This window comes from Amycolatopsis nalaikhensis (assembly GCF_030264295.1).
Classification (GTDB): Bacteria; Actinomycetota; Actinomycetes; order Mycobacteriales; family Pseudonocardiaceae; genus Amycolatopsis; species Amycolatopsis nalaikhensis.
In genome coordinates this window covers 4,294,606-4,311,569 of the sequence record NZ_CP127173.1, presented here as the reverse complement: position 1 = coordinate 4,311,569, position 16,964 = coordinate 4,294,606, and the positions used below count along the sequence as shown (strand labels likewise).

The 16,964-nt window shown below is 69.9% G+C and carries 18 protein-coding genes and 1 riboswitch; of the genes, 6 read left to right on the top strand and 12 right to left on the bottom strand.

The features are described from left to right. Positions 1–3: 3 nt before the first annotated feature. The 8 genes from QP939_RS21335 to metG form a co-directional block, all read right to left on the bottom strand. Positions 4–411, bottom strand: a complete 408-nt coding sequence (locus QP939_RS21335) for an ASCH domain-containing protein (protein WP_285458564.1) — start codon at positions 409–411, stop codon at positions 4–6. Then, the gene (locus QP939_RS21330) at positions 408–1,370 is read right to left on the bottom strand and encodes a 4-(cytidine 5'-diphospho)-2-C-methyl-D-erythritol kinase (RefSeq protein ID WP_285458563.1); all 963 of its coding nucleotides are present in this window, start codon (positions 1,368–1,370) and stop codon (positions 408–410) included. The genes QP939_RS21335 and QP939_RS21330 overlap by 4 nt, the downstream gene beginning before the upstream one ends. Positions 1,371–1,414: 44 nt before the next feature. Then, positions 1,415–2,257 (bottom strand): transposase family protein, encoded by an 843-nt coding sequence (locus QP939_RS21325; protein ID WP_285454372.1) that lies wholly within the window; start codon positions 2,255–2,257, stop codon positions 1,415–1,417. Between the two features lie 192 nt (positions 2,258–2,449). Next, complete coding sequence (locus tag QP939_RS21320) at positions 2,450–3,460, bottom strand: methionine ABC transporter ATP-binding protein (protein ID WP_285458562.1); 1,011 nt, start codon at positions 3,458–3,460, stop codon at positions 2,450–2,452. 207 nt (positions 3,461–3,667) lie between these two features. After that, positions 3,668–3,758: riboswitch (SAM riboswitch) on the bottom strand. A 125-nt stretch (positions 3,759–3,883) separates the two neighbouring features. Next, positions 3,884–4,723, bottom strand: coding sequence for a 16S rRNA (adenine(1518)-N(6)/adenine(1519)-N(6))-dimethyltransferase RsmA (gene rsmA / locus QP939_RS21315; RefSeq protein WP_285458561.1), 840 nt, complete (start codon positions 4,721–4,723; stop codon positions 3,884–3,886). Positions 4,724–4,880: 157 nt separating this feature from the next. Next, positions 4,881–6,305, bottom strand: coding sequence for a resuscitation-promoting factor (locus tag QP939_RS21310; RefSeq protein ID WP_285458560.1), 1,425 nt, complete (start codon positions 6,303–6,305; stop codon positions 4,881–4,883). A gap of 209 nt (positions 6,306–6,514) precedes the next feature. Continuing rightward, positions 6,515–7,351, bottom strand: coding sequence for a TatD family hydrolase (locus tag QP939_RS21305; protein WP_285458559.1), 837 nt, complete (start codon positions 7,349–7,351; stop codon positions 6,515–6,517). A 9-nt stretch (positions 7,352–7,360) separates the two neighbouring features. Further along, positions 7,361–9,157, bottom strand: a complete 1,797-nt coding sequence (metG, locus tag QP939_RS21300) for a methionine--tRNA ligase (RefSeq protein ID WP_285458558.1) — start codon at positions 9,155–9,157, stop codon at positions 7,361–7,363. 52 nt (positions 9,158–9,209) lie between these two features. Here metG and QP939_RS21295 point away from each other — a divergent pair, with 52 nt between their 5' ends. The 5 genes from QP939_RS21295 (at position 9,210) to QP939_RS21275 (ending at position 13,583) form a co-directional block, all read left to right on the top strand. After that, a complete protein-coding gene (locus QP939_RS21295; RefSeq protein ID WP_285458557.1) occupies positions 9,210–9,806 on the top strand; it encodes a PadR family transcriptional regulator in 597 nt (198 codons plus the stop codon). A gap of 82 nt (positions 9,807–9,888) precedes the next feature. Next, positions 9,889–10,866, top strand: coding sequence for an ATP-binding cassette domain-containing protein (locus QP939_RS21290; protein WP_285458556.1), 978 nt, complete (start codon positions 9,889–9,891; stop codon positions 10,864–10,866). Beyond that, positions 10,856–11,620, top strand: a complete 765-nt coding sequence (locus tag QP939_RS21285) for an ABC transporter permease (protein ID WP_285458555.1) — start codon at positions 10,856–10,858, stop codon at positions 11,618–11,620. Before QP939_RS21290 ends, QP939_RS21285 begins: the two co-directional genes overlap by 11 nt. 78 nt (positions 11,621–11,698) lie before the next feature. Then, positions 11,699–12,313: a glycoside hydrolase family 25 protein gene (locus QP939_RS21280; protein ID WP_285458554.1), complete on the top strand. Its 615-nt coding sequence runs from the start codon at positions 11,699–11,701 to the stop codon at positions 12,311–12,313. Positions 12,314–12,332: 19 nt separating this feature from the next. Further along, the gene (locus QP939_RS21275; protein ID WP_285458553.1) at positions 12,333–13,583 is read left to right on the top strand and encodes an aminodeoxychorismate synthase component I; all 1,251 of its coding nucleotides are present in this window, start codon (positions 12,333–12,335) and stop codon (positions 13,581–13,583) included. On the opposite strand, the gene QP939_RS21270 is transcribed toward QP939_RS21275, so the two are convergent. After that, a complete protein-coding gene (locus QP939_RS21270) occupies positions 13,560–14,516 on the bottom strand; it encodes a quinone oxidoreductase family protein (RefSeq protein WP_285458552.1) in 957 nt (318 codons plus the stop codon). The genes QP939_RS21275 and QP939_RS21270 overlap by 24 nt on opposite strands. A gap of 42 nt (positions 14,517–14,558) precedes the next feature. Here QP939_RS21270 and QP939_RS21265 point away from each other — a divergent pair, with 42 nt between their 5' ends. Further along, positions 14,559–15,092, top strand: a complete 534-nt coding sequence (locus QP939_RS21265) for a QsdR family transcriptional regulator (RefSeq protein ID WP_285458551.1) — start codon at positions 14,559–14,561, stop codon at positions 15,090–15,092. Between the two features lie 11 nt (positions 15,093–15,103). On the opposite strand, the gene QP939_RS21260 is transcribed toward QP939_RS21265, so the two are convergent. The 3 genes from QP939_RS21260 to QP939_RS21250 all read right to left on the bottom strand — a co-directional run bounded on the left by QP939_RS21260 (position 15,104) and on the right by QP939_RS21250 (position 16,947). Beyond that, positions 15,104–15,361, bottom strand: a complete 258-nt coding sequence (locus QP939_RS21260) for a hypothetical protein (RefSeq protein WP_285458550.1) — start codon at positions 15,359–15,361, stop codon at positions 15,104–15,106. 13 nt (positions 15,362–15,374) lie between these two features. Next, the gene (locus tag QP939_RS21255; protein WP_285458549.1) at positions 15,375–16,322 is read right to left on the bottom strand and encodes a Hint domain-containing protein; all 948 of its coding nucleotides are present in this window, start codon (positions 16,320–16,322) and stop codon (positions 15,375–15,377) included. 247 nt (positions 16,323–16,569) lie between these two features. Next, a complete protein-coding gene (locus QP939_RS21250; RefSeq protein ID WP_285458548.1) occupies positions 16,570–16,947 on the bottom strand; it encodes a hypothetical protein in 378 nt (125 codons plus the stop codon). Positions 16,948–16,964 lie beyond the last annotated feature (17 nt).

Genomic DNA, 16,964 nt, shown 5'->3' with positions numbered 1-16,964 from the left:
CGCTCAGCCGATCCTTTCCACGATCACGAACCGCGTCGCCACGACCATCGTCGTGTCGTCCACGGTGAATTCCGGATCTTCCATGGCCGCGCGCATTTCGGCGCTCTGCCAGTAGTCCGTGTGGTCGGCGCGCCATTCGGCGACGCTCGTGAAGCCCTCGCCCTCGTCGAGCGCGTGCTGCAGGTCCACTTCGGACAACGGGATGACGCGCACCTCGGTGGTTTCGAGCACCGCGAGCCCTTCGCCGGCCGAGTCGATCATCAGCTCGCGCTCGCCGACGCGGGGCAGCTCTTCGCCGTACTTCTCGTATTCGGCGACCAGGCCGGTGGTCGACGTCTTCTCGCCGCGCAGGATGGCCGCGACCAGCTTGTCCCGCAACGGCCCCGGGAACGCGAACTCCGCCTTCTTCATGCGTGCACCCGCGGCGGTGCCGGGCGCGGCGCGTCGTCGCCGCCGACCACCCTCGCACCGGGGACCGGGCCGTGCGCGACCCGGACCGTCCGGCACACACCCGCGCCCGAGAGCTCCGCGGCGACCTCCACCGCGGACTGCGCGTCTTCGCAGAGGAACGCACACGTCGGGCCGGAGCCGGAGACCGTGCCCGCGAGCGCGCCCGCGTTGACGCCGGCCCGCAGCGTCCGGCGCAGCCCCGGCCGCAGCGAGACCGCCGCCGCCTGGAGGTCGTTGCCCAGCAGGAGCGCCAGCTGCCGCGGGTCACCCGAGGCCAGCGCCTCGGCCACCGGCGTGTGCGAGCCGATGCGCGGCGGGTTGCCCTCCGCGCGCAGCCGGTCGAGCTCGCCGAACACCTTCGGCGTCGACAGGCCGCGCTGGTCGAAGGCCAGCACCCAGTGGAAGGTGTGCCGCGACAGCACCGGGACGAGCTGTTCGCCCCGCCCGGTGCCCAGCGCGGTGCCGCCGTAAAGGGCGAACGGGACGTCGCTGCCCAGGCCGGCGGCGATCTCGGCCAGCTCGTCGCGGGTGATGTCGAGGTTCCACAGCGACGCGAGCCCGACCAGCGTCGCCGCCGCGTCGGCGCTGCCGCCCGCCATGCCGCCCGCGACCGGGATGCCCTTGCGCAGCACGATCCGGACCTTCGGCTCCCCCGTGCGGCCGACGTGCGCGGCCAGGGCTTCGACCGCGCGCCAGGCCAGGTTGGTGCCGTCGGCGGGCACCGAGCCCTCGCCCTCGCCGTAGATCTCCAGGCCGGGCTCTTCGGTGACCGCGACGGTCACCTCGTCGGTCAGCGACAGCGCCTGGAACACGGTGACCAGCTCGTGGTAACCGTCTTCGCGGAGGTCGTCGACCGCGAGGTGCAGGTTGACCTTGGCCGGGACCCGGACGGTGACTGGGGGCGGAACTACGGCGAGCACCCGACCAGCCTACGTGCCCGCGAAAACGCCCCAATGAGGTTTTCTCAGTAGCGTCCGTGGTGTTCGTGGTGGGTGAGGACGAGTGCTGCTTGGACGATGTGGCCGATGCGGTGGGGGCAGAGGCTGATGTGGTGGAGTGCGCGCCAGCGGGTTTTGAGCAGGGCGATGGCGCGTTCGCCGAGGGCTCGTGCTCGTGATTGCAGCAGGTTGTAGACCCGCTGACGAGGGCCTAAAGGTGGTTGACCTGCGGCTTTCTTGATCGGGGTGTGGATGCCGATACCGGCTGAGTGGTAGGCCTTGTCGGCCAGGGTCGGCAGGCCCTGCCCGGCGGCGGCGGTCAGGGCGCCGACGATGTCCAGGTCGCGGGCGGCGGAGAGGTCGTTGCGGGAGCCGGGCAGCACCGCCGAGACCCACAGCGGGAACCCGTCGGGGGTGGCCAGGAACTGGATGTTGCCGCCGAAGGCGCGGTGCTTGCCGGAGTACCACAGATGCACCGTGGCCCCCCGATTGCGGCCTTTGGTTTTGATCGTGGTCGCCGCGACCCGGTCACAGGGGATCAGCGTGCCGTCGAGGATGACGTGGGTGTCGCCGGCGGCGCGGCGTTCGCGCAGGACCTGGTGCAGGTCCGGGGCGTGGGCGGCCAGGGCGGTGATCGCTTCGTGCAGGTAGCGATAGGCGGTAGCCACGCTGATCCGGTGGTCGGTGGCCAGGCGGTGGATCGGGGTGGCGTCGCGGAACCACCGCAGCACCAGCACCGCCTGCCGGTACGGGGTCAGGGCCCGCCGGCCCCGGCGTGTGCCACGACGCCGGCGTTCGGTGCGCAACACATCGGAGACGAACCAGACCAGCTCGCGCGCCACATCGAGCGTGGCACCATAATCGATCACGTGGGGCCTCTGGAACCTCGGACTTGATCTTCGCAAATCCAGTCCTACCAGGGGCCCCACGCCCACATCTCAAGGCACGCGCACCCACTACTGAGAAAACCTCAATGTGGCCTTCGGTGCGTCTGACGCAACCAAGGCGGCCTTCGGTGCGTCAGACGCAACCAAGGCCGCCTTGGGGCGCTTGGGTCCGGGTCAGGCCGCGACGCCCTGCGGGCCACGCGCGGTGTGCGTGACGTGACCGCCGCGCTCGGCGACCCACGCCAGGGCCGCGTCGGCGCGCTCGCCGCGGACGCCGAGGCGGAACCGGCCGACCGGGGTGTCGCCGATCCGGGTCAGGCCGCCGCCGATGGTGGCGAACTCGACGTCGAAGCGGCCCGCGGCCTCGGGCAGCAGCGCGCCGACCGACGCGAAGCCGACCAGCACGACGTCGGCCGAGCGGTCGTAGCGGGCGGTCTGGGCGCGGGTGGTCTCGATGGCGGGCAGCAGCGCCTGCGCGGTGCGGCTGGCCGGGTCGGAGATCAGGTCGAGCACCGTGCCGCGCTCGACGACCGTGCCGTCCTCGAGCACCGCGATGTCGTCGCAGACCCGGCGGACCACGCCGGCGTCCGGCGTCGTGACGACGACCGTGGTGCCCAGCTCGGAGCGGGCGCGGTCGAGCACGGTCAGCACCGCGCCGGCCTCCTCCGGGTCGATCCCGGCGGTCGGGTCGTCGGCGAGCAGCACCGCGGGGGCAGCGGCCAGCGCCTTGGCGACCGCGACGCGGCGGAGCTGACCGGCGGACAGTTCGCCGGGCCGCTGCGCGGCGCGCTGCGTCAGGCCGACGAGGTCGAGCAGGGAACCGACGCGGCTGCGGCGCTGCGGGCCGTCGACGCCGAGCTGCTCCAGCGGGGACGCGATGTTGCCGGCGATCGTGCGCTCGGCGATCAGCTCCGGTTTCGTCGAAACGACACCGAGCTGACGGCGGATCTCGCGGAGGCGGCGGCCGTCGAGGGTGCCGGTGTTGAGGCCGTCGAGCCGGACGACACCGCGGTCGGGCCGCTCCTGCAGCGCGATGCAGCGGGCGAGGACGGACTTGCCGGACCCGGCGGGACCGACCACGCCGAACAGCGAGCCGGCCTGGACGTCGACACTCACGTCGCGCAGGGCGACGACCGGATTTCCGTTGAGGGCAAAGGTTTTGGACAGGTTTTCGACGGTGATCACGAAGGCTCCAGAAAACGGGGTGCACGCACGGCGCAGCACCCGGCCGCTAGCGAAATCCGTCCTCAATGGACGGTGCAGGAAGAAGAGGTGGACCGGCTCGTCAGCTCAGCGGGAGCGACGACATGCGGTCACGGAGCGGCGGCCTTCGTCGACAACACGACGCTTGGTCAGCAGCAGGGGGCGGGCTACCCTCTTCATCGAAAACGGCCTCCATCGGTCCTGGCGGTAGCACCTGCCCTGTGGAGGGTGGTTGCTGCGACTTCGGCGAGCCAGGTCTCTCAGTCGCTCGGGATGGACGTACTGAGTCTGACCGATCCCGCGGACCGAAAGCAAGCTCGTTGGCCCAGATCACACGAGTGGAGGTGTCCGAATGGCGGGATCACCCGGGAAGAGGGCGTATTTTCACCCCCTTCCACTGTGGATTCATCCCGCGGCGGCGATCCGGGCGAAGTCGTGGACGTCGAGCTGCTCACCACGGGTCTTCGGATCGATCCCGGCGGCGGTCAGCAGCTCACCGGCGCGTTCGGCCGAGCCGGCCCAGCCCGCGAGCGCGGCGCGGAGAGTCTTCCTGCGTTGTGAGAAGGCGGCGTCGACGAGCTTGAAGAGCCGGTCGCGGTCATCGGACGCCGGAGCGTCGCCGCGTTCGAAGGCGACGAGCGCGGAGTCGACGTTCGGCACCGGCCAGAACACCGAGCGCGGCACCGGCGCGACCTTCCGCGCCGGGCCGTAGTAGGCGAGCTTGACGCTGGGCACGCCGTAGATCCGGCTGCCGGGGCCGGCCGCCATCCGGTCGGCGACCTCGGTCTGCACCATGACCAACCCGGACTTCAGGGACGGCACCTCGGCGAGCAGGTGCAGCACAACCGGCACGGCGACGTTGTAGGGCAGGTTGGCGACGAGCGAGGTCGGCGAGCCGGGCAGATCGGCGTTGGCGACGCGCAGCGCGTCGGCCCCGACGACGGTGAGCCGGTCCGCGGCCTCGGGCCCCCGCTCGGCGACGGTCTTCGGCAGACGATCGGCGAGCTTGGGGTCGATTTCGACGGCGACCACGCGGGCACCGGTGGCGAGCAGGCCGAGGGTCAGCGACCCGAGCCCGGGCCCGACCTCGAGGACGACGTCGTCCGGCCCGACCCCGGCCAGCTCGACGATCCGCCGCACGGTGTTCGGGTCGTGCACGAAGTTCTGCCCGAGCTTCTTGGTCGGCCGCACGTCGAGCTCGGCCGCCAGCCCGCGGATCTCGGCAGGGCCCAGCAGTTCAACCACCGGACGAGCTTACCCAGCGTGCTCCGCCCAGCCCCGCTCGGTGCAAGCTGTCGTGAGTGTTTAGGGCGGTTAGAACCGCCCTAAACACTCACGACAGGGCGACCACACACGCGAAGCGGCCCCCACCTCGTCGAGGTGAGGGCCGCTTCGGAAAACGTCAGGCCTTCTTGCCGCAAACCGGCCAGGCGCTGTAGCCGCCACGCGCGTCGCGGACCTTCTCGGCGATCGCGATCTGCTGGGCCTTGCTCGCCTGGTTCGGGTAGGCCGCGTACGCGTCGCCGCCGTAGGCGTCCCACGTGCGCTTGTCGAACTGGAGGCCGCCGTAGTAGCCGTTGCCGCTGTTGATCGACCAGTTGCCGCCCGACTCGCACTGCGCGATGCGGTCCCACGCGGACGCGTCGCCGATCGGCGGGTCCGCCGGCTTCTTCGTGCCGACGTGGATGATCTTCGGCTTGGCCGGCGTGATGATCTGCTCGGAGATGCTCTCCCGCGAGACCTCTTTGCCGTTCTTCTGCGTGACCTTGTAGGTCACCATCTTCTCGCCGGGCGTGCCGGGGTCCTCGACGCTGGTCTTGCCCTTTTCCAGGTCCGGGTCGTCGACGCGCTGCTCGGGCGGGTCGATGGTCTCCTTCTGGACGACCGTCGAGACGCCGGTGCGACTGATGTGCACCTCGGCGCCGTCGGTCAGCTTGACGTCCAGACCACCCTCGGCCTGGTCCTCCGGGCCCAGGGTGAGCTTGTACTCGCCCAGGAACTCCTTCGTGGTGACCGCCGTCGTCTGCACCTTCTTCGGTGCGTTGGCGCCGTCGTACAGCGTGATGTTTTTCAGGGTCTTGATCTCGACGGTGGCGCCCTCCAGGGGCAGCTCGCCGTCCTTCGGCATCGACATCCACGTGCCGGGCTTGTCCACGCCGGCCATGCCGAGCTGGGACAGGGCGTCGCCCAGGTGCGTCGCGCGGACCCAGGAGGTGTGCTCCGAGCCGTCGACGATCATCTTCAGCTGGCGGCCGCGCTCGAGCTTGATGACGCCGCCGTCGCCGACCTCGGCCTGCGGGGAGGGCGAGAGCGAGTCGTGCGCGCCGACGGACAGGCCCGCGTCCTCGAGCACCTCGCCGACGGTGTCGCCGAACGTGTGCACGGTCTGCTGCTGGCCGTCGACGTCGACGGTGATGCTCTTGTTCATCGCCAGCGCGGCCGCGCCGCCGCCGGCGACGCTGATCATCACGCTGAGGACGGCGCCCTTGAGGAACCGGCGCTTCCAGATCTTGGTGGTCTCGCGGAGGCCTTCGTCCAGCGCGGCGCGGCGCGCCTGCGGGGAAGCCGTCCGGTCCTCCTCGGCCACGGTCGGGATGACCAGCGGCGGGAGGTAGGTCGTCTCGGCGTTGATGAGGCGGATCAGTTCGTCGACGTCGACGTCGATCTCGGCCATCATCGCGTCGGCGTCGGGGCCGAGCGCGGCGAGGATGTCCTGCTGCGTGATGTTCGGGTCGTCGGAGAAGTCCAGCTGGCCGTATGCGGTGTGCTCGAATTCGCGATCGAGTACGGCCGCGGAGCGCGCTCCAGCCTGTCTGCTACCTGTCACCGGGGATCGTTCCCTTTCACGAGACGACGGTCGGGGGCGCCGTCTCTACGACTGGGCGTGACGATCGGCAACTGCAGTGCGCAGTACCGAGCGGCACGATCACGGGACAGTAACGGGTCGCGGCGGGTTGCGCAAACACCCCCCGGAGTGTCGTGATCTGGGTCACTCCATCAGGTGGACGAGCCGGGAACCCTGATGTCGCAATGCGTTCAACCCGTTGTGACACTGGGGAGTCGGTACACGCGCTCGGCAGTGGTCCGGACCGATTCGGCGACTTCGTGGACGGCTTCGCCCCTGAGCGCCGCGAGGTGACGGACGGTGTACGCGGCGCCGAACGGCTCGTTCGGCCGCCCACGGAACGGGTGGGGGGTCAGAAACGGCGCGTCGGTCTCGACGAGGTACTGCCCGGCCGGGCAGAGCCGCGCCGCCTCGTGGAGGCCCTTCGCGTTCTTGAACGTCACCGTTCCCGCGAAGGAAAGGACGTATCCCGCGTCGACGCACTTGCGGGCCATTTCCGCGCCGCCGGAAAAACAATGGAAAATTACGGCATTCGGCGCACCCTCTTCGGCCAGGATGCGCAACACGTCGTCGTGGGCCTCGCGGTCGTGGATCATCAGCGGCTTGTCCAGCCGCTTGGCGAGGTCGATGTGCCAGCGGAACGCCTCCTGCTGGGCGTCGTGCGGCGAGTAGTCCCAGTAGTAGTCGAGGCCGGTCTCGCCGACCGCGACCACGCGGTCCTGTCCGGCCAGGCGCTCCACTTCGGACTTCTCGGCCTCGCCGAACTCCTTGGTCCGGGTCGGGTGGATCGCGACCGCGGCGAACACCCGGGGGTCCCAGGTCGCCGCCTCGGCGGCCCAGCGGGCGGCGGCGAGGTCGTCGGCGACCGTGACGACGCGGGCGACGCCGGCGCGCTCGGCGCGGTCGACCATGGCCGTGACATCGGCCGCGGTGACCGCGCCGCACGCGTCGAGGTGGGTGTGCGCGTCCACCACCGCCACCGGGAGCCGGTCCGGGACCGGCGGCAGTTCGCGCTTCTCGTCACCCATGCGTACCTCTTACTCCTTGATGATCGGCGCCCACTCCGGACCGGTCTCGCCCAGCGCCGGGTCGAGCTTGGTGAACAGCGGCGACGGCTTGGACAGCGGCCGCCCGACCTCGATCGGCTTCGACTCCCACTTCGCCTGCTCGGCCGCGTAGTCACCGGTCAGGATCGGGTTGACCCGGCCGGCGATGTCGAGGTCGTCGACCTCCTTGAGCTCCGGCTGGGCGGCCCAGACGCCGGTGCCGCCGAGGGCCTCGTGCACCTTCTGCGCCGAGTGCGGCAGGAACGGCGTCAGCAGCGTGTTGGCGTCGCTGACCACCTGCAGCGCGGTGTGCAGCACGGTGTCACGACGCGCCGGGTCGTCCTTGAGCTTCCACGGCTCCTGGTCGGAGATGTACTTGTTCGCCGCGGTGACGACCTTCATCGCCTCGCTCGCCGCCAGCTTGAACCGGGACCGGGCCAGGTGCGCGCCCGCGGTGTCGAACGCCTTGCGCGACAACGCCTTCAGCTCTTCGTCGGCCGCTGTCGGGGCCTCCGGGCGCGGGATGGCGCCGACGTTCTTGTGCGCCATCGAGATGGACCGGTTGACCAGGTTGCCCCACTCGTTGGCCAGCTCGAAGTTGGTCCGGCGGACGAACTCGTCCCAGGTGAAGTCGGTGTCCTGGGTCTCCGGGCCGGCGACGGTGATGAAGTACCGCAGCGTGTCCGGGCCGAAGTCGCGCAGGAAGTCCTCGACGTAGATGACGCGCCCGCGCGAGGTCGAGAACTTCGAGCCGCTCATGGTGAGGAACTCGCTGGAGACGATCTCGTCCGGCAGGTGCAGCTTCCCGTACTTGCCCGGCTCGCCGCCCTTGTCGCCCTCGCCGTTGTGCCCGAACAGTAGGGCAGGCCAGATCTGGGCGTGGAAGGTGATGTTGTCCTTGCCCATGAAGTAGTAGGACCGCGCGTCGGCGTTGTTCCACCACTCCTGCCACGCGTCCGGGTTGCCGGAGCGGCGGGCCCACTCGACGCTGGCCGAGAAGTACCCGATCACCGCGTCGAACCAGACGTAGAACCGCTTCAGCGGCTGGTCGCGCCAGCCGTCGAGGGGGATCTTGACGCCCCAGTCGAGGTCGCGCGTGATCGGCCGGGGCCGCATGTCGTCGATCAGGTTCTTGGTGAAGTTCAGGACGTTCGGGCGCCAGTCGGTCTTGGTGCCCAGCCAGTCACCCAGGGTCTTGGTGAACGCCGGGAGGTCCAGGAAGTAGTGCTCGGTCTCGACGAACTTCGGCGTCTCGCCGTTGATCCGCGACCGCGGGTTGATCAGCTCCGCGGCGTCGAGCTGGTTGCCGCAGTTGTCGCACTGGTCGCCGCGCGCGCCGTCGTACCCGCAGATCGGGCAGGTGCCCTCGACGTAGCGGTCGGGCAGCGTGCGGCCGGTGGACGGGCTGATCGCGCCCCGGGTCGTCTTGGGCACGACGTAGCCGTTGCGGTGCAGCGCGAGGAAGATCTGCTGCGTCACCTCGGCGTGGTTGCCGGTCGTGGTCCGGGTGAACAGGTCGTAGGAGAGGCCGAGGCCCTGCAGGTCGGTGCCGATCTGGCGGGTGTACTTGTCCGCCGTCTCCTGCGGGGTCGAGTTCTCCTTGTCCGCCTGGACGGTGATCGGGGTGCCGTGTTCGTCGGTGCCGGACACCATGAGCACCCGGTTGCCGGCCATTCGCTGGTAGCGGGAGAAGACGTCGGACGGGACGCCGAATCCGGACACGTGGCCGATGTGGCGGGGGCCGTTGGCGTAGGGCCAGGCCACCGCGGTCAACACAGGGGTGCTCATACCTTATTAGCCTACGGAGGGCGTCACGCGCTTTGTCGAGAGGGAGGCCCGGTTGTCGGCGACACGGTTGCTCGTGCTCGGGGTGGTGCGCATGTACGGCCGCGCGCACGGCTACCAGGTGCGTCGCGAGCTGCTGACCTGGTCGGCGGACAAGTGGGCGAACGTCCAGCCCGGGTCGATCTACCACGCGCTGAAGAAGATGACCGCCGAGGACCTCCTGGAGCAGGTCGACGTCGAGCCGGGCGACGGCGGCCCGGACCGCGTCGCCTACCGGCTCACCGGCGAGGGCGAGCAGGAGTACCAGGTCCTGCTCTCGAAGGCGCTGTCGGATCCCCAGCTCAACCACCCCGACCTGTCGGCCGCGATCTCGCTGATGACCACGCTGCCGCGCGCCCGCGTGATCAACCTGCTCCGCCACCGGCTGGTGCACCTGGAGGCCGAGCAGCGGCAGGCGGGGCTGATGCTCGAAGAGCTGAAAGTGAGCATGGAACAGGGCACGCCGGAACACGTCGGCGAGCTGTACCGGCTGTGGGGCGGGATCACCGACGCGAGCCGGTCGTGGCTGGCGGGCCTGATCGCCCGGCTGGAGGCGGGCGAGTACGTGATGGCCGACGACGCCGGGTCCCCCTTCGGCGAGCCGCCTCGGTAATCAAGTTTGACTAGCCGAGCTCGCTGCGGCACAGTGTGCCCCTCAGCTAGTCAACCTTGACTACTTTTCGAGAGGGGATCCCATGATCACGGCACGCGGTCTCGAGCGGCGGTTCCGCCGCAAGGGCCGCACTGGGGGCGAAGTGCACGCGGTGAAGGGCGTCGACCTCGACGTCGAAGCGGGCGAGCTGGTCGGCTTCCTCGGCCCGAACGGCGCCGGGAAGACCACCACGCTCCGCATGCTGACCACGCTGCTGAAGCCGACCGCGGGCACGGCCAACGTCGGCGGCTGCGACCTGCTGACCGACCCGCTCGGCGTGCGCAAGCGCATCGGCTACGTCGCCCAAGGCGGCGGCAGCGCACCGGAGAGCAAGGTCGCCGACGAGCTGGAACTGCAGGGCAGGCTCTACCGGATGAGCAAGGCCGACGCGATCGCGCGCGGCGCCGAGCTCGCCGACCAGCTCGACCTGACCGGGCTCGACCAGCGGCTCACCAAGACGTTGTCCGGCGGCCAGCGGCGGCGGCTCGACATCGCGCTCGGGCTGATCCACTCGCCCGGGCTGGTGTTCCTCGACGAGCCGTCGACCGGCCTCGACCCGCAGAGCCGCGCCAACCTGTGGGACCACATCCGCCGGCTGCGCGCCGAGCAGGGCGTCACGGTCTTCCTGACCACCCACTACCTCGACGAGGCCGACGCGCTGTCCGACCGGCTGATCGTCATCGACGACGGCCGGATCGTCGCCGAGGGCACGCCGGACGCGCTCAAGGCGCGGGTCAACGGCGACCGCGTCGAGGTCGGCGTCGACCCGGAGCAGGCGGCCGACGCCGCCGAGATCGCCGGGCGGCTCGGCGGCGCGCACGAGCTGTCCGTGGCCGACGGGGTGGTCCGGTTCCGGGTGCCGCGCGGCGACGTCGCGCTGCCGGAGCTGCTGCGGGCGTTGGACGCGAAGAGCATCCCGATGCTGTCGGTCCAGGTGCACCGGCCGACCCTCGACGACGTTTTCCTGACCCTGACCGGGCGCTCGCTGCGCGAAGCGGAGGAGGGCGGCCGTGCTGCGTGACACCTGGCTGATCTTCCGCCGAGACCTCACCGCGGCCCTGCGGAACCCGACCTGGGTGCTGATCGGGGTCATGCAGCCACTGCTCTACCTGTTCCTGTTCGGGCCGCTGATGGTCAAGGCGATGCGGGGGCAGGGCCTGTCCGAAGTGGACGGCTGGATGCTGCTCACCCCGGCGCTGATCGCGCAGCTGGCGTTGTTCGGCAGCTCGTTCGTCGGCTTCGGGCTGCTGGCCGAATACCGCTCCGGCGTCGTCGAGCGGTTCCGGGTCACGCCGGTCAGCCGCACGGCGCTGCTGCTCGGCAAGGTGCTGGCCAACGCGCTGCAGGCCGTCGTCCAGGCGGTGCTGATCATCGCGCTGGCGTACCTGGCGTTCGACCTGGACGCGCCGGTCGGCGGCGTGCTTCTGAGCCTGGTCATCGTGTTCCTGCTGGCCGTGTCGCTGGCGTCGTGCTCCTACGCGCTGGCACTCACGTTGAAGAGCGAGGAGACGTTCCCCGCGCTGCTCAACGCCGTGCTCATCCCGCTGTTGCTGCTGTCGGGGATCCTGCTGCCGATCACGGCCGGGGTCGCGCCGGACTGGCTGTACACCGTTTCGCAGATCAACCCCTTCCGGCACGTCGTCGACGTCGAGCGGAACACCTTCCGCGGCGACTTCTCGATGGACGCGCTGTTCACCGGCAGCGTCGTGGTGCTGGTGATGGCGGTGGTGTCGGTGTGGTGGGGCACCCGCACGTTCCAAAAGGAAAACGCCTGATCAACCGCGCGTTGGCCACTGCGAGTCCGCCCCCGGCGACGTATGGTGTGCTCTCCACCGACGTGCCGGGGGCGGACTGTGACGGAGCCGGAGAGCGAACGCGGGATCTCGCTGTCCCACCGCGAACGCGTGTCCGACTGGCACGCCGTCCGCGCGGCGGAGACCAAGTTCGTGTCGGTGACGATCAGCGAGAACGTCAACTGGACCAACCTGGCCGCCGAGCACAACCTGGCGGGCGCGCAGGAAGCCGGGCTGCACGTCGGCGGGCGGCACTACGCCCGGCCCGGCGCGGTGCACGACCAGGCGGACCACTTCGTGCGGACGGCGAGCAGGCTCGGCGCGTTCGCGCCCGGATCGCTGGCCCCGGCGCTGGAGGTGGCGGCGCCCAGCGTCGACGACCGGTTCATCAAGGCGTGGATCAAGCACGTCCGGCACGCGGCGCGCATCGAGCGAGTGCTGATCTACGCCGACCACGACTGCTGGGCGCACCGGCTGCACCCGGACCGCTGGGCCGACAGCGAGGTGGTGCTGTGGCTGGCCCGCCACAACGGCATCCCGGGGCGGCCGGGCTGGTTCCACTCGCGGCTCGGCGTGCACCAGCACGCGTGCGCGCCGGACGTGCCGGGCATCGACGGGCCGGTCGAGCAGAACGCCGTCGTGTACCCCTTCACATTGGGTGACTTGCTGCTCTGACGTGTGGTGATATGGCGCCATGCGCGTGACGAGCAGGGCACTTCGGACGAACGTGACGCCGGTGCGCGCTTTTTCGGTACTCGCTCACCACGCCGCGTCGCGCGGGCTGCCGCCGCCCGCGATGCTGTCGGGTGACTGGTTTTCCGCGCAGGCGGTGATCGCGCCGTCGCTCACCGTTTCCCCGCGCGCGCTGCCGTCGTTCCCCCCGGAGGTCGACGCGGCGCCGGGCGTGATCGGCGGCGGCTGGTTCGGCTACCTGTCCTACGACCTGGCCGATCCTTCGGGCCGTTCGGGCGCGTTGCCGGCGTCGGCGTGGGGCTGGGCGGACCACGTGCTGCGGTGGTCGTCGTCAGGCACCTGCTACCTGGAGTCGCTGGACGGCGGCGGGCCGTCGGTGTCCACCATGGAGTCGCTGCTGGCCGCTTCCGTGCCTGCTTCGTCTTGGTCCGCCGGGCCTTTGCGGCGTCCGCTGCCGTCGGACCACCGGGACGCGGTGAAGGCGTGCGTGCACGCGATCGAAGCCGGGGAGCTGTTCCAGGCGAACATCTGCTCGCGCTTCACGGGTCCTTTCTCGGGGTCCCCTTCGGCGTTGTTCGCGGCCGGGGTTTCATCGTTGTCTCCCCGCCGGGCCGCGTACTTGTCCGGCGCATGGGGCTCGGTGGTCTCGTTTTCGCCGGAGCTGTTCCTGGCGCGGCACGGCCGTGCGGTGCGCTCGACGCCGATCAAGGGGACGCTCCCCCGCCGTGGACCGGCTGACGACGGGAACGCGTTGCTGCTGCGGCAGTCGGTGAAGGACGTCGCGGAAAACGTGATGATCACGGACCTGGTGCGCAACGACCTGGGCCGGGTGTGCGAGGTGGGATCGGTGACGGTGCCGTCCCTGCTGCGGGTCCGGCCGGCGCCGGGGGTGTGGCACCTGGACTCGACGGTCACCGGCGTCCTGCGGCCGACGGTTTCGGACGCCTCGCTGCTTTCGGCCACGTTCCCGCCCGGCTCGGTGACGGGCGCGCCGAAGATCCGCGCGCTCGATCTGATCGCTGCTTTGGAGCCGTGCGGACGCGGGGTCTACACGGGAGCGATCGGACTGGTGTCACCGGTGGCCGGGCTGGAGCTGAACGTCGCGATCCGGACGTTCGAGATCGCCGCGGGCACGGTGTCGCTGGGCGTGGGCGGCGGGATCACGGCGGATTCGGACCCGGAGGCGGAGTGGCAGGAGTGCCTCCACAAGGCGGCACCCCTGGAACGCCTACTTGCCGGGGTCGAGGAGTAGCTTGCCGACGGTCTTGCGGGAGCGCAGGGCCTCGTGCGCGGCGCGGGCGTCGGACAGCGCGTACTCACCGCCCGGGATCGCCTTGAGCTTGCCTTCTTCGACGAGCGTGAACAGCTCGTTCAGCGCGGTCCCGAAGACGTTGCCCGGCAGGCGGAAGACGTGCGGCAGCCACATGCCGCTGACGGTGGTGCTGTGGCCGAGGAGGTTGCGCAGCTCGACGGGCTTGGGGTTCTCGCGCCCGGCCATGCCGTAGAAGGCGAGGCGGCCGAAGGGAGCGAGGGCGGCGATGCTCTGATCGGTGGTGGCCCCGCCGACCATGTCGAGAACGACGTCGACGAGGCGGCCGTTGTTGGCCTCGAGGATGGCCGCGGTCATGTCTTCGGCTTTGGAGTCGATGGCGACGTCGGCGCCGAGTTCGAGGGCGAGGGCGCGCTTCTCGTCGGAGCTGGCGGTGGCGATGACGCGCCCGGCACCCCAGGCTTTGGCGAGCTGAACGGCAACGGTCCCGACACCCCCGGCGGCCGCGTGCACGACGACCGATTCGCCCTTCTCGAGGTGGGCGTTCTTGCGGAGCAGGACCCAGGCGGTGGTGCCCTGGACGAGCATGGAGAGGGCGGCGAGGTCGTCGACGCCGTCGGGAACGGGGAAGGTGGTCGCCTCGGGGGCGACGGCCTTCTCGGCGTAGCCCCCACCGCCGTTGAGCAGCGCCACGACCCGCTTGCCCTGGGCTGTCCCGACCACCTCGCCACCGGGAACGAGCGGGAGCTTGGACGGCGCGAGGTAGGAGTTCTCGGCCTGGTGGGTGTCGGCGTAGTTGACACCGATGCGGTCGACGTCGATGAGGACTTCGCCAGGGCCGGGCTCCGGATCGGGCAGCTCGACCGGCTTGAGCACCTCGGGTCCGCCGAACTCCGTCACCTGCACTGCGCGCATGTCGTGTTCCCTCTCGCTCGTGGGTATGAGACATTCTGGCATATGTCTCAGGAGTTCGAACTGGCCCGTGACTGGTTCCTGGCGGGCCGCCGGGTCGACATGGGCGAGCTGGCGGAGGCGTTGTCGATCAGCCGGGCGACGTTGCACCGCCGGGTCGGCTCGCGAGACCGGCTGCTCGGGGAGATCTTGTGGTCGCTGTCCGCTGCGTCCATCGCCCGGCTGTGGCCTTCGTGCGTCGGGCGCGGGGCTGCTGGGGTGGCGGATTTCGTGAGCGGGTATGTCCGGTTCGCGAACGAGTCACCGCCTTTTCGAGACTTCCTGCGTCGCGAGCCAGAGCGGGCTTTGCGGCTGTTGACGACGCGCGCAAGCGTTTGCCAGCAGCGGACTACTGCTCGGCTTTCGGAGTTGCTGTCGTCCGAGGTCGCCGCGGGAAGGCTGGAGCCGCCGTTGCCGGTGCCGGATCTGGCTTATCTCTTGGTGCGGATCGGGGAGTCGTTCGTGTACACGGACGTCATCACCGGGGACGCGCCCGACGCGGAGAAGGCGCACGCCGCGGTGACGGCGTTGCTGAGCTGAGTGGGTTCACATCAGTCGGCTCGGTCATTCCTCAGGTGGGCCCGAATGCGCGCTGCCTGGGCCCGGGCTTCGGTCGCCTCATCCGCAGCTTGCCGTCGATCCTCGGGAAAGATCAACAGCTGCGCCAGGCGCTCGAGAGCCTCGGCCATCCGCTCCCGCCAGGCGGCGAACGCTTCGGTTTCGGATCCTCCCTCGGGCTTCTCCGAGCGCACTGTACGCAGAGCGCGCAACGCCGCACGCAGTTCGGGCGGGATCTGCCCAGAGGTCACCCACGTCCTCCGATCAGGGGCAGGAAGCGCTGACAGGACATGGCCCGATCAATTCGCCATGGCTTTCCATCGGGAACGAATTGCCTCGGCCGCCGCCACCGATCTTCACGGATTGGAATGTCGAGCCTTCCAACGGAATCCCGTCCCGTTCGAGTGCCGCCGCGCAGCCGACCTCACCACACCCGCCGTGGTGACCAGCGTCAGCCACAGCCCGGCTGGTCTGTGACGGCATCCCGCCCGCGCGAGTGTCCGTGGCATACGAGAACCTCACGTGTCGTCCATCCGCAGACGTGACCTTCGTGGCGACATTCGGACGGGCCGCCGCTGGCGTGCTCAAGGCCTCATCCGCGAAGTCCAGCAAGTCGTCGTCGGCCGTGCCGCAGTTGTGAACCAGAACCGAGACCGCGTCGGCGGCCACGTAATAGTCGTGGACTGCGTCCACCGTGAGGTCGTAAACCGGTGCCGCCTGCTCGAAGTGGCGAACCGACTTGACCTCGACCGACCGACCATCCGCCGAGTGTAGGTGCTCGCCGGCGGTCAGCGACCCGATCGCGACCCAGTCACCCGCTTCTTCCACCCACACGGGATGCCAGTCCGTCGCGACCAGCGCCCCGCCCGAGTCCAGCGTGATCTCGGTGCGCTGCTCCTCGTCGCTGTGGACGAGCGTCCCCACCACCTTGTGCTGCTCCACCGCACCCGTCGACGGATCCGTCGTCTCGACCACGTCACCATTCGCGACCTGCTCGATCGGTTTCGTCGAGCCGTCTGCCAGGAGGATCTGGGTCCCGGCCACGAAGCTGTGCAACGCACACGAAGCGCCGCTCTCGGCTCCCTTGGCCTCCTCGGCCCCGTGCGCCACTTCCGAGGCAGCCCGCTCGGCATCCGCCGCCGCGTCCGCGGCCCTCTCCGCGTCGACCAGCACCTTCTCCGTGTCGACGATGACCTTCTCGGCCTTCTCCACCTCCTTGCCGAACGTGATCAGCGCCTTCGCGCCGTTCCAGAAGTCCGCGATGATCTCGCCGGCCTTGAGGATCTTGCCCCACGGGATGAAGTTGATGACCGTCCGGACGCACGCGCCGAACGCATCGATCGGCCGGCTGTGGCCATCGTGCGTCGGCCGGGGGGCGTGGCGGGGGTGGCGGACTTCGTGAGCGGGAATGTCCGGTTCGCGAACGAGTCCCCACTCGTCTGCCGGTCATCGCCGAAAATCAATCGTCGTCAGTGTGCGTGTCGAGGACGATTCGCCCATTTACAGAAGCGAGAAGCGCGATCAACTCCGCGTCGAAGCCCACACTGTCCTGACCCCGCCGTGGAGTCCAGCTGATCATCAGGTTCACCTCGGTCCGCGCCCCCACCTCGACGAAGCCGGATCGATGGTCACGCAGCAAGCCGGCCAGGGCGTCCAACTGGTGGTCGATCGATTCGTCTCCGGTCTTGTAGAGATCGACCGACCACCAGTATTCACCCCGCACGACGCGGTGCTCGAGGTCACCTTGCAAGGCGATGGTGGCTTCCACCCAATCAGCCGGACACTCCTCGACCGACACCCTGAGTGACACCCGGGCCCATGCGTCTTCGTCCTCCATCAGACCCTCTCCTGCCG

Excerpts from the sequence above, each read along its gene's own strand:
- QP939_RS21250 (WP_285458548.1), bottom strand. The coding sequence starts at position 16,947 with ATGGAGGACGAAGACGCATGGGCCCGGGTGTCACTCAGGGTGTCGGTC.
- QP939_RS21305 (WP_285458559.1), bottom strand. The coding sequence starts at position 7,351 with ATGGGTGACGAGAAGCGCGAACTGCCGCCGGTCCCGGACCGGCTCCCG.
- QP939_RS21335 (WP_285458564.1), bottom strand. The coding sequence starts at position 411 with ATGAAGAAGGCGGAGTTCGCGTTCCCGGGGCCGTTGCGGGACAAGCTG.
- metG (WP_285458558.1), bottom strand. The coding sequence starts at position 9,157 with ATGAGCACCCCTGTGTTGACCGCGGTGGCCTGGCCCTACGCCAACGGC.
- QP939_RS21270 (WP_285458552.1), bottom strand. The coding sequence starts at position 14,516 with ATGCGCGCAGTGCAGGTGACGGAGTTCGGCGGACCCGAGGTGCTCAAG.
- QP939_RS21290 (WP_285458556.1), top strand. The coding sequence starts at position 9,889 with ATGATCACGGCACGCGGTCTCGAGCGGCGGTTCCGCCGCAAGGGCCGC.
- QP939_RS21275 (WP_285458553.1), top strand. The coding sequence starts at position 12,333 with ATGCGCGTGACGAGCAGGGCACTTCGGACGAACGTGACGCCGGTGCGC.
- QP939_RS21265 (WP_285458551.1), top strand. The coding sequence starts at position 14,559 with ATGTCTCAGGAGTTCGAACTGGCCCGTGACTGGTTCCTGGCGGGCCGC.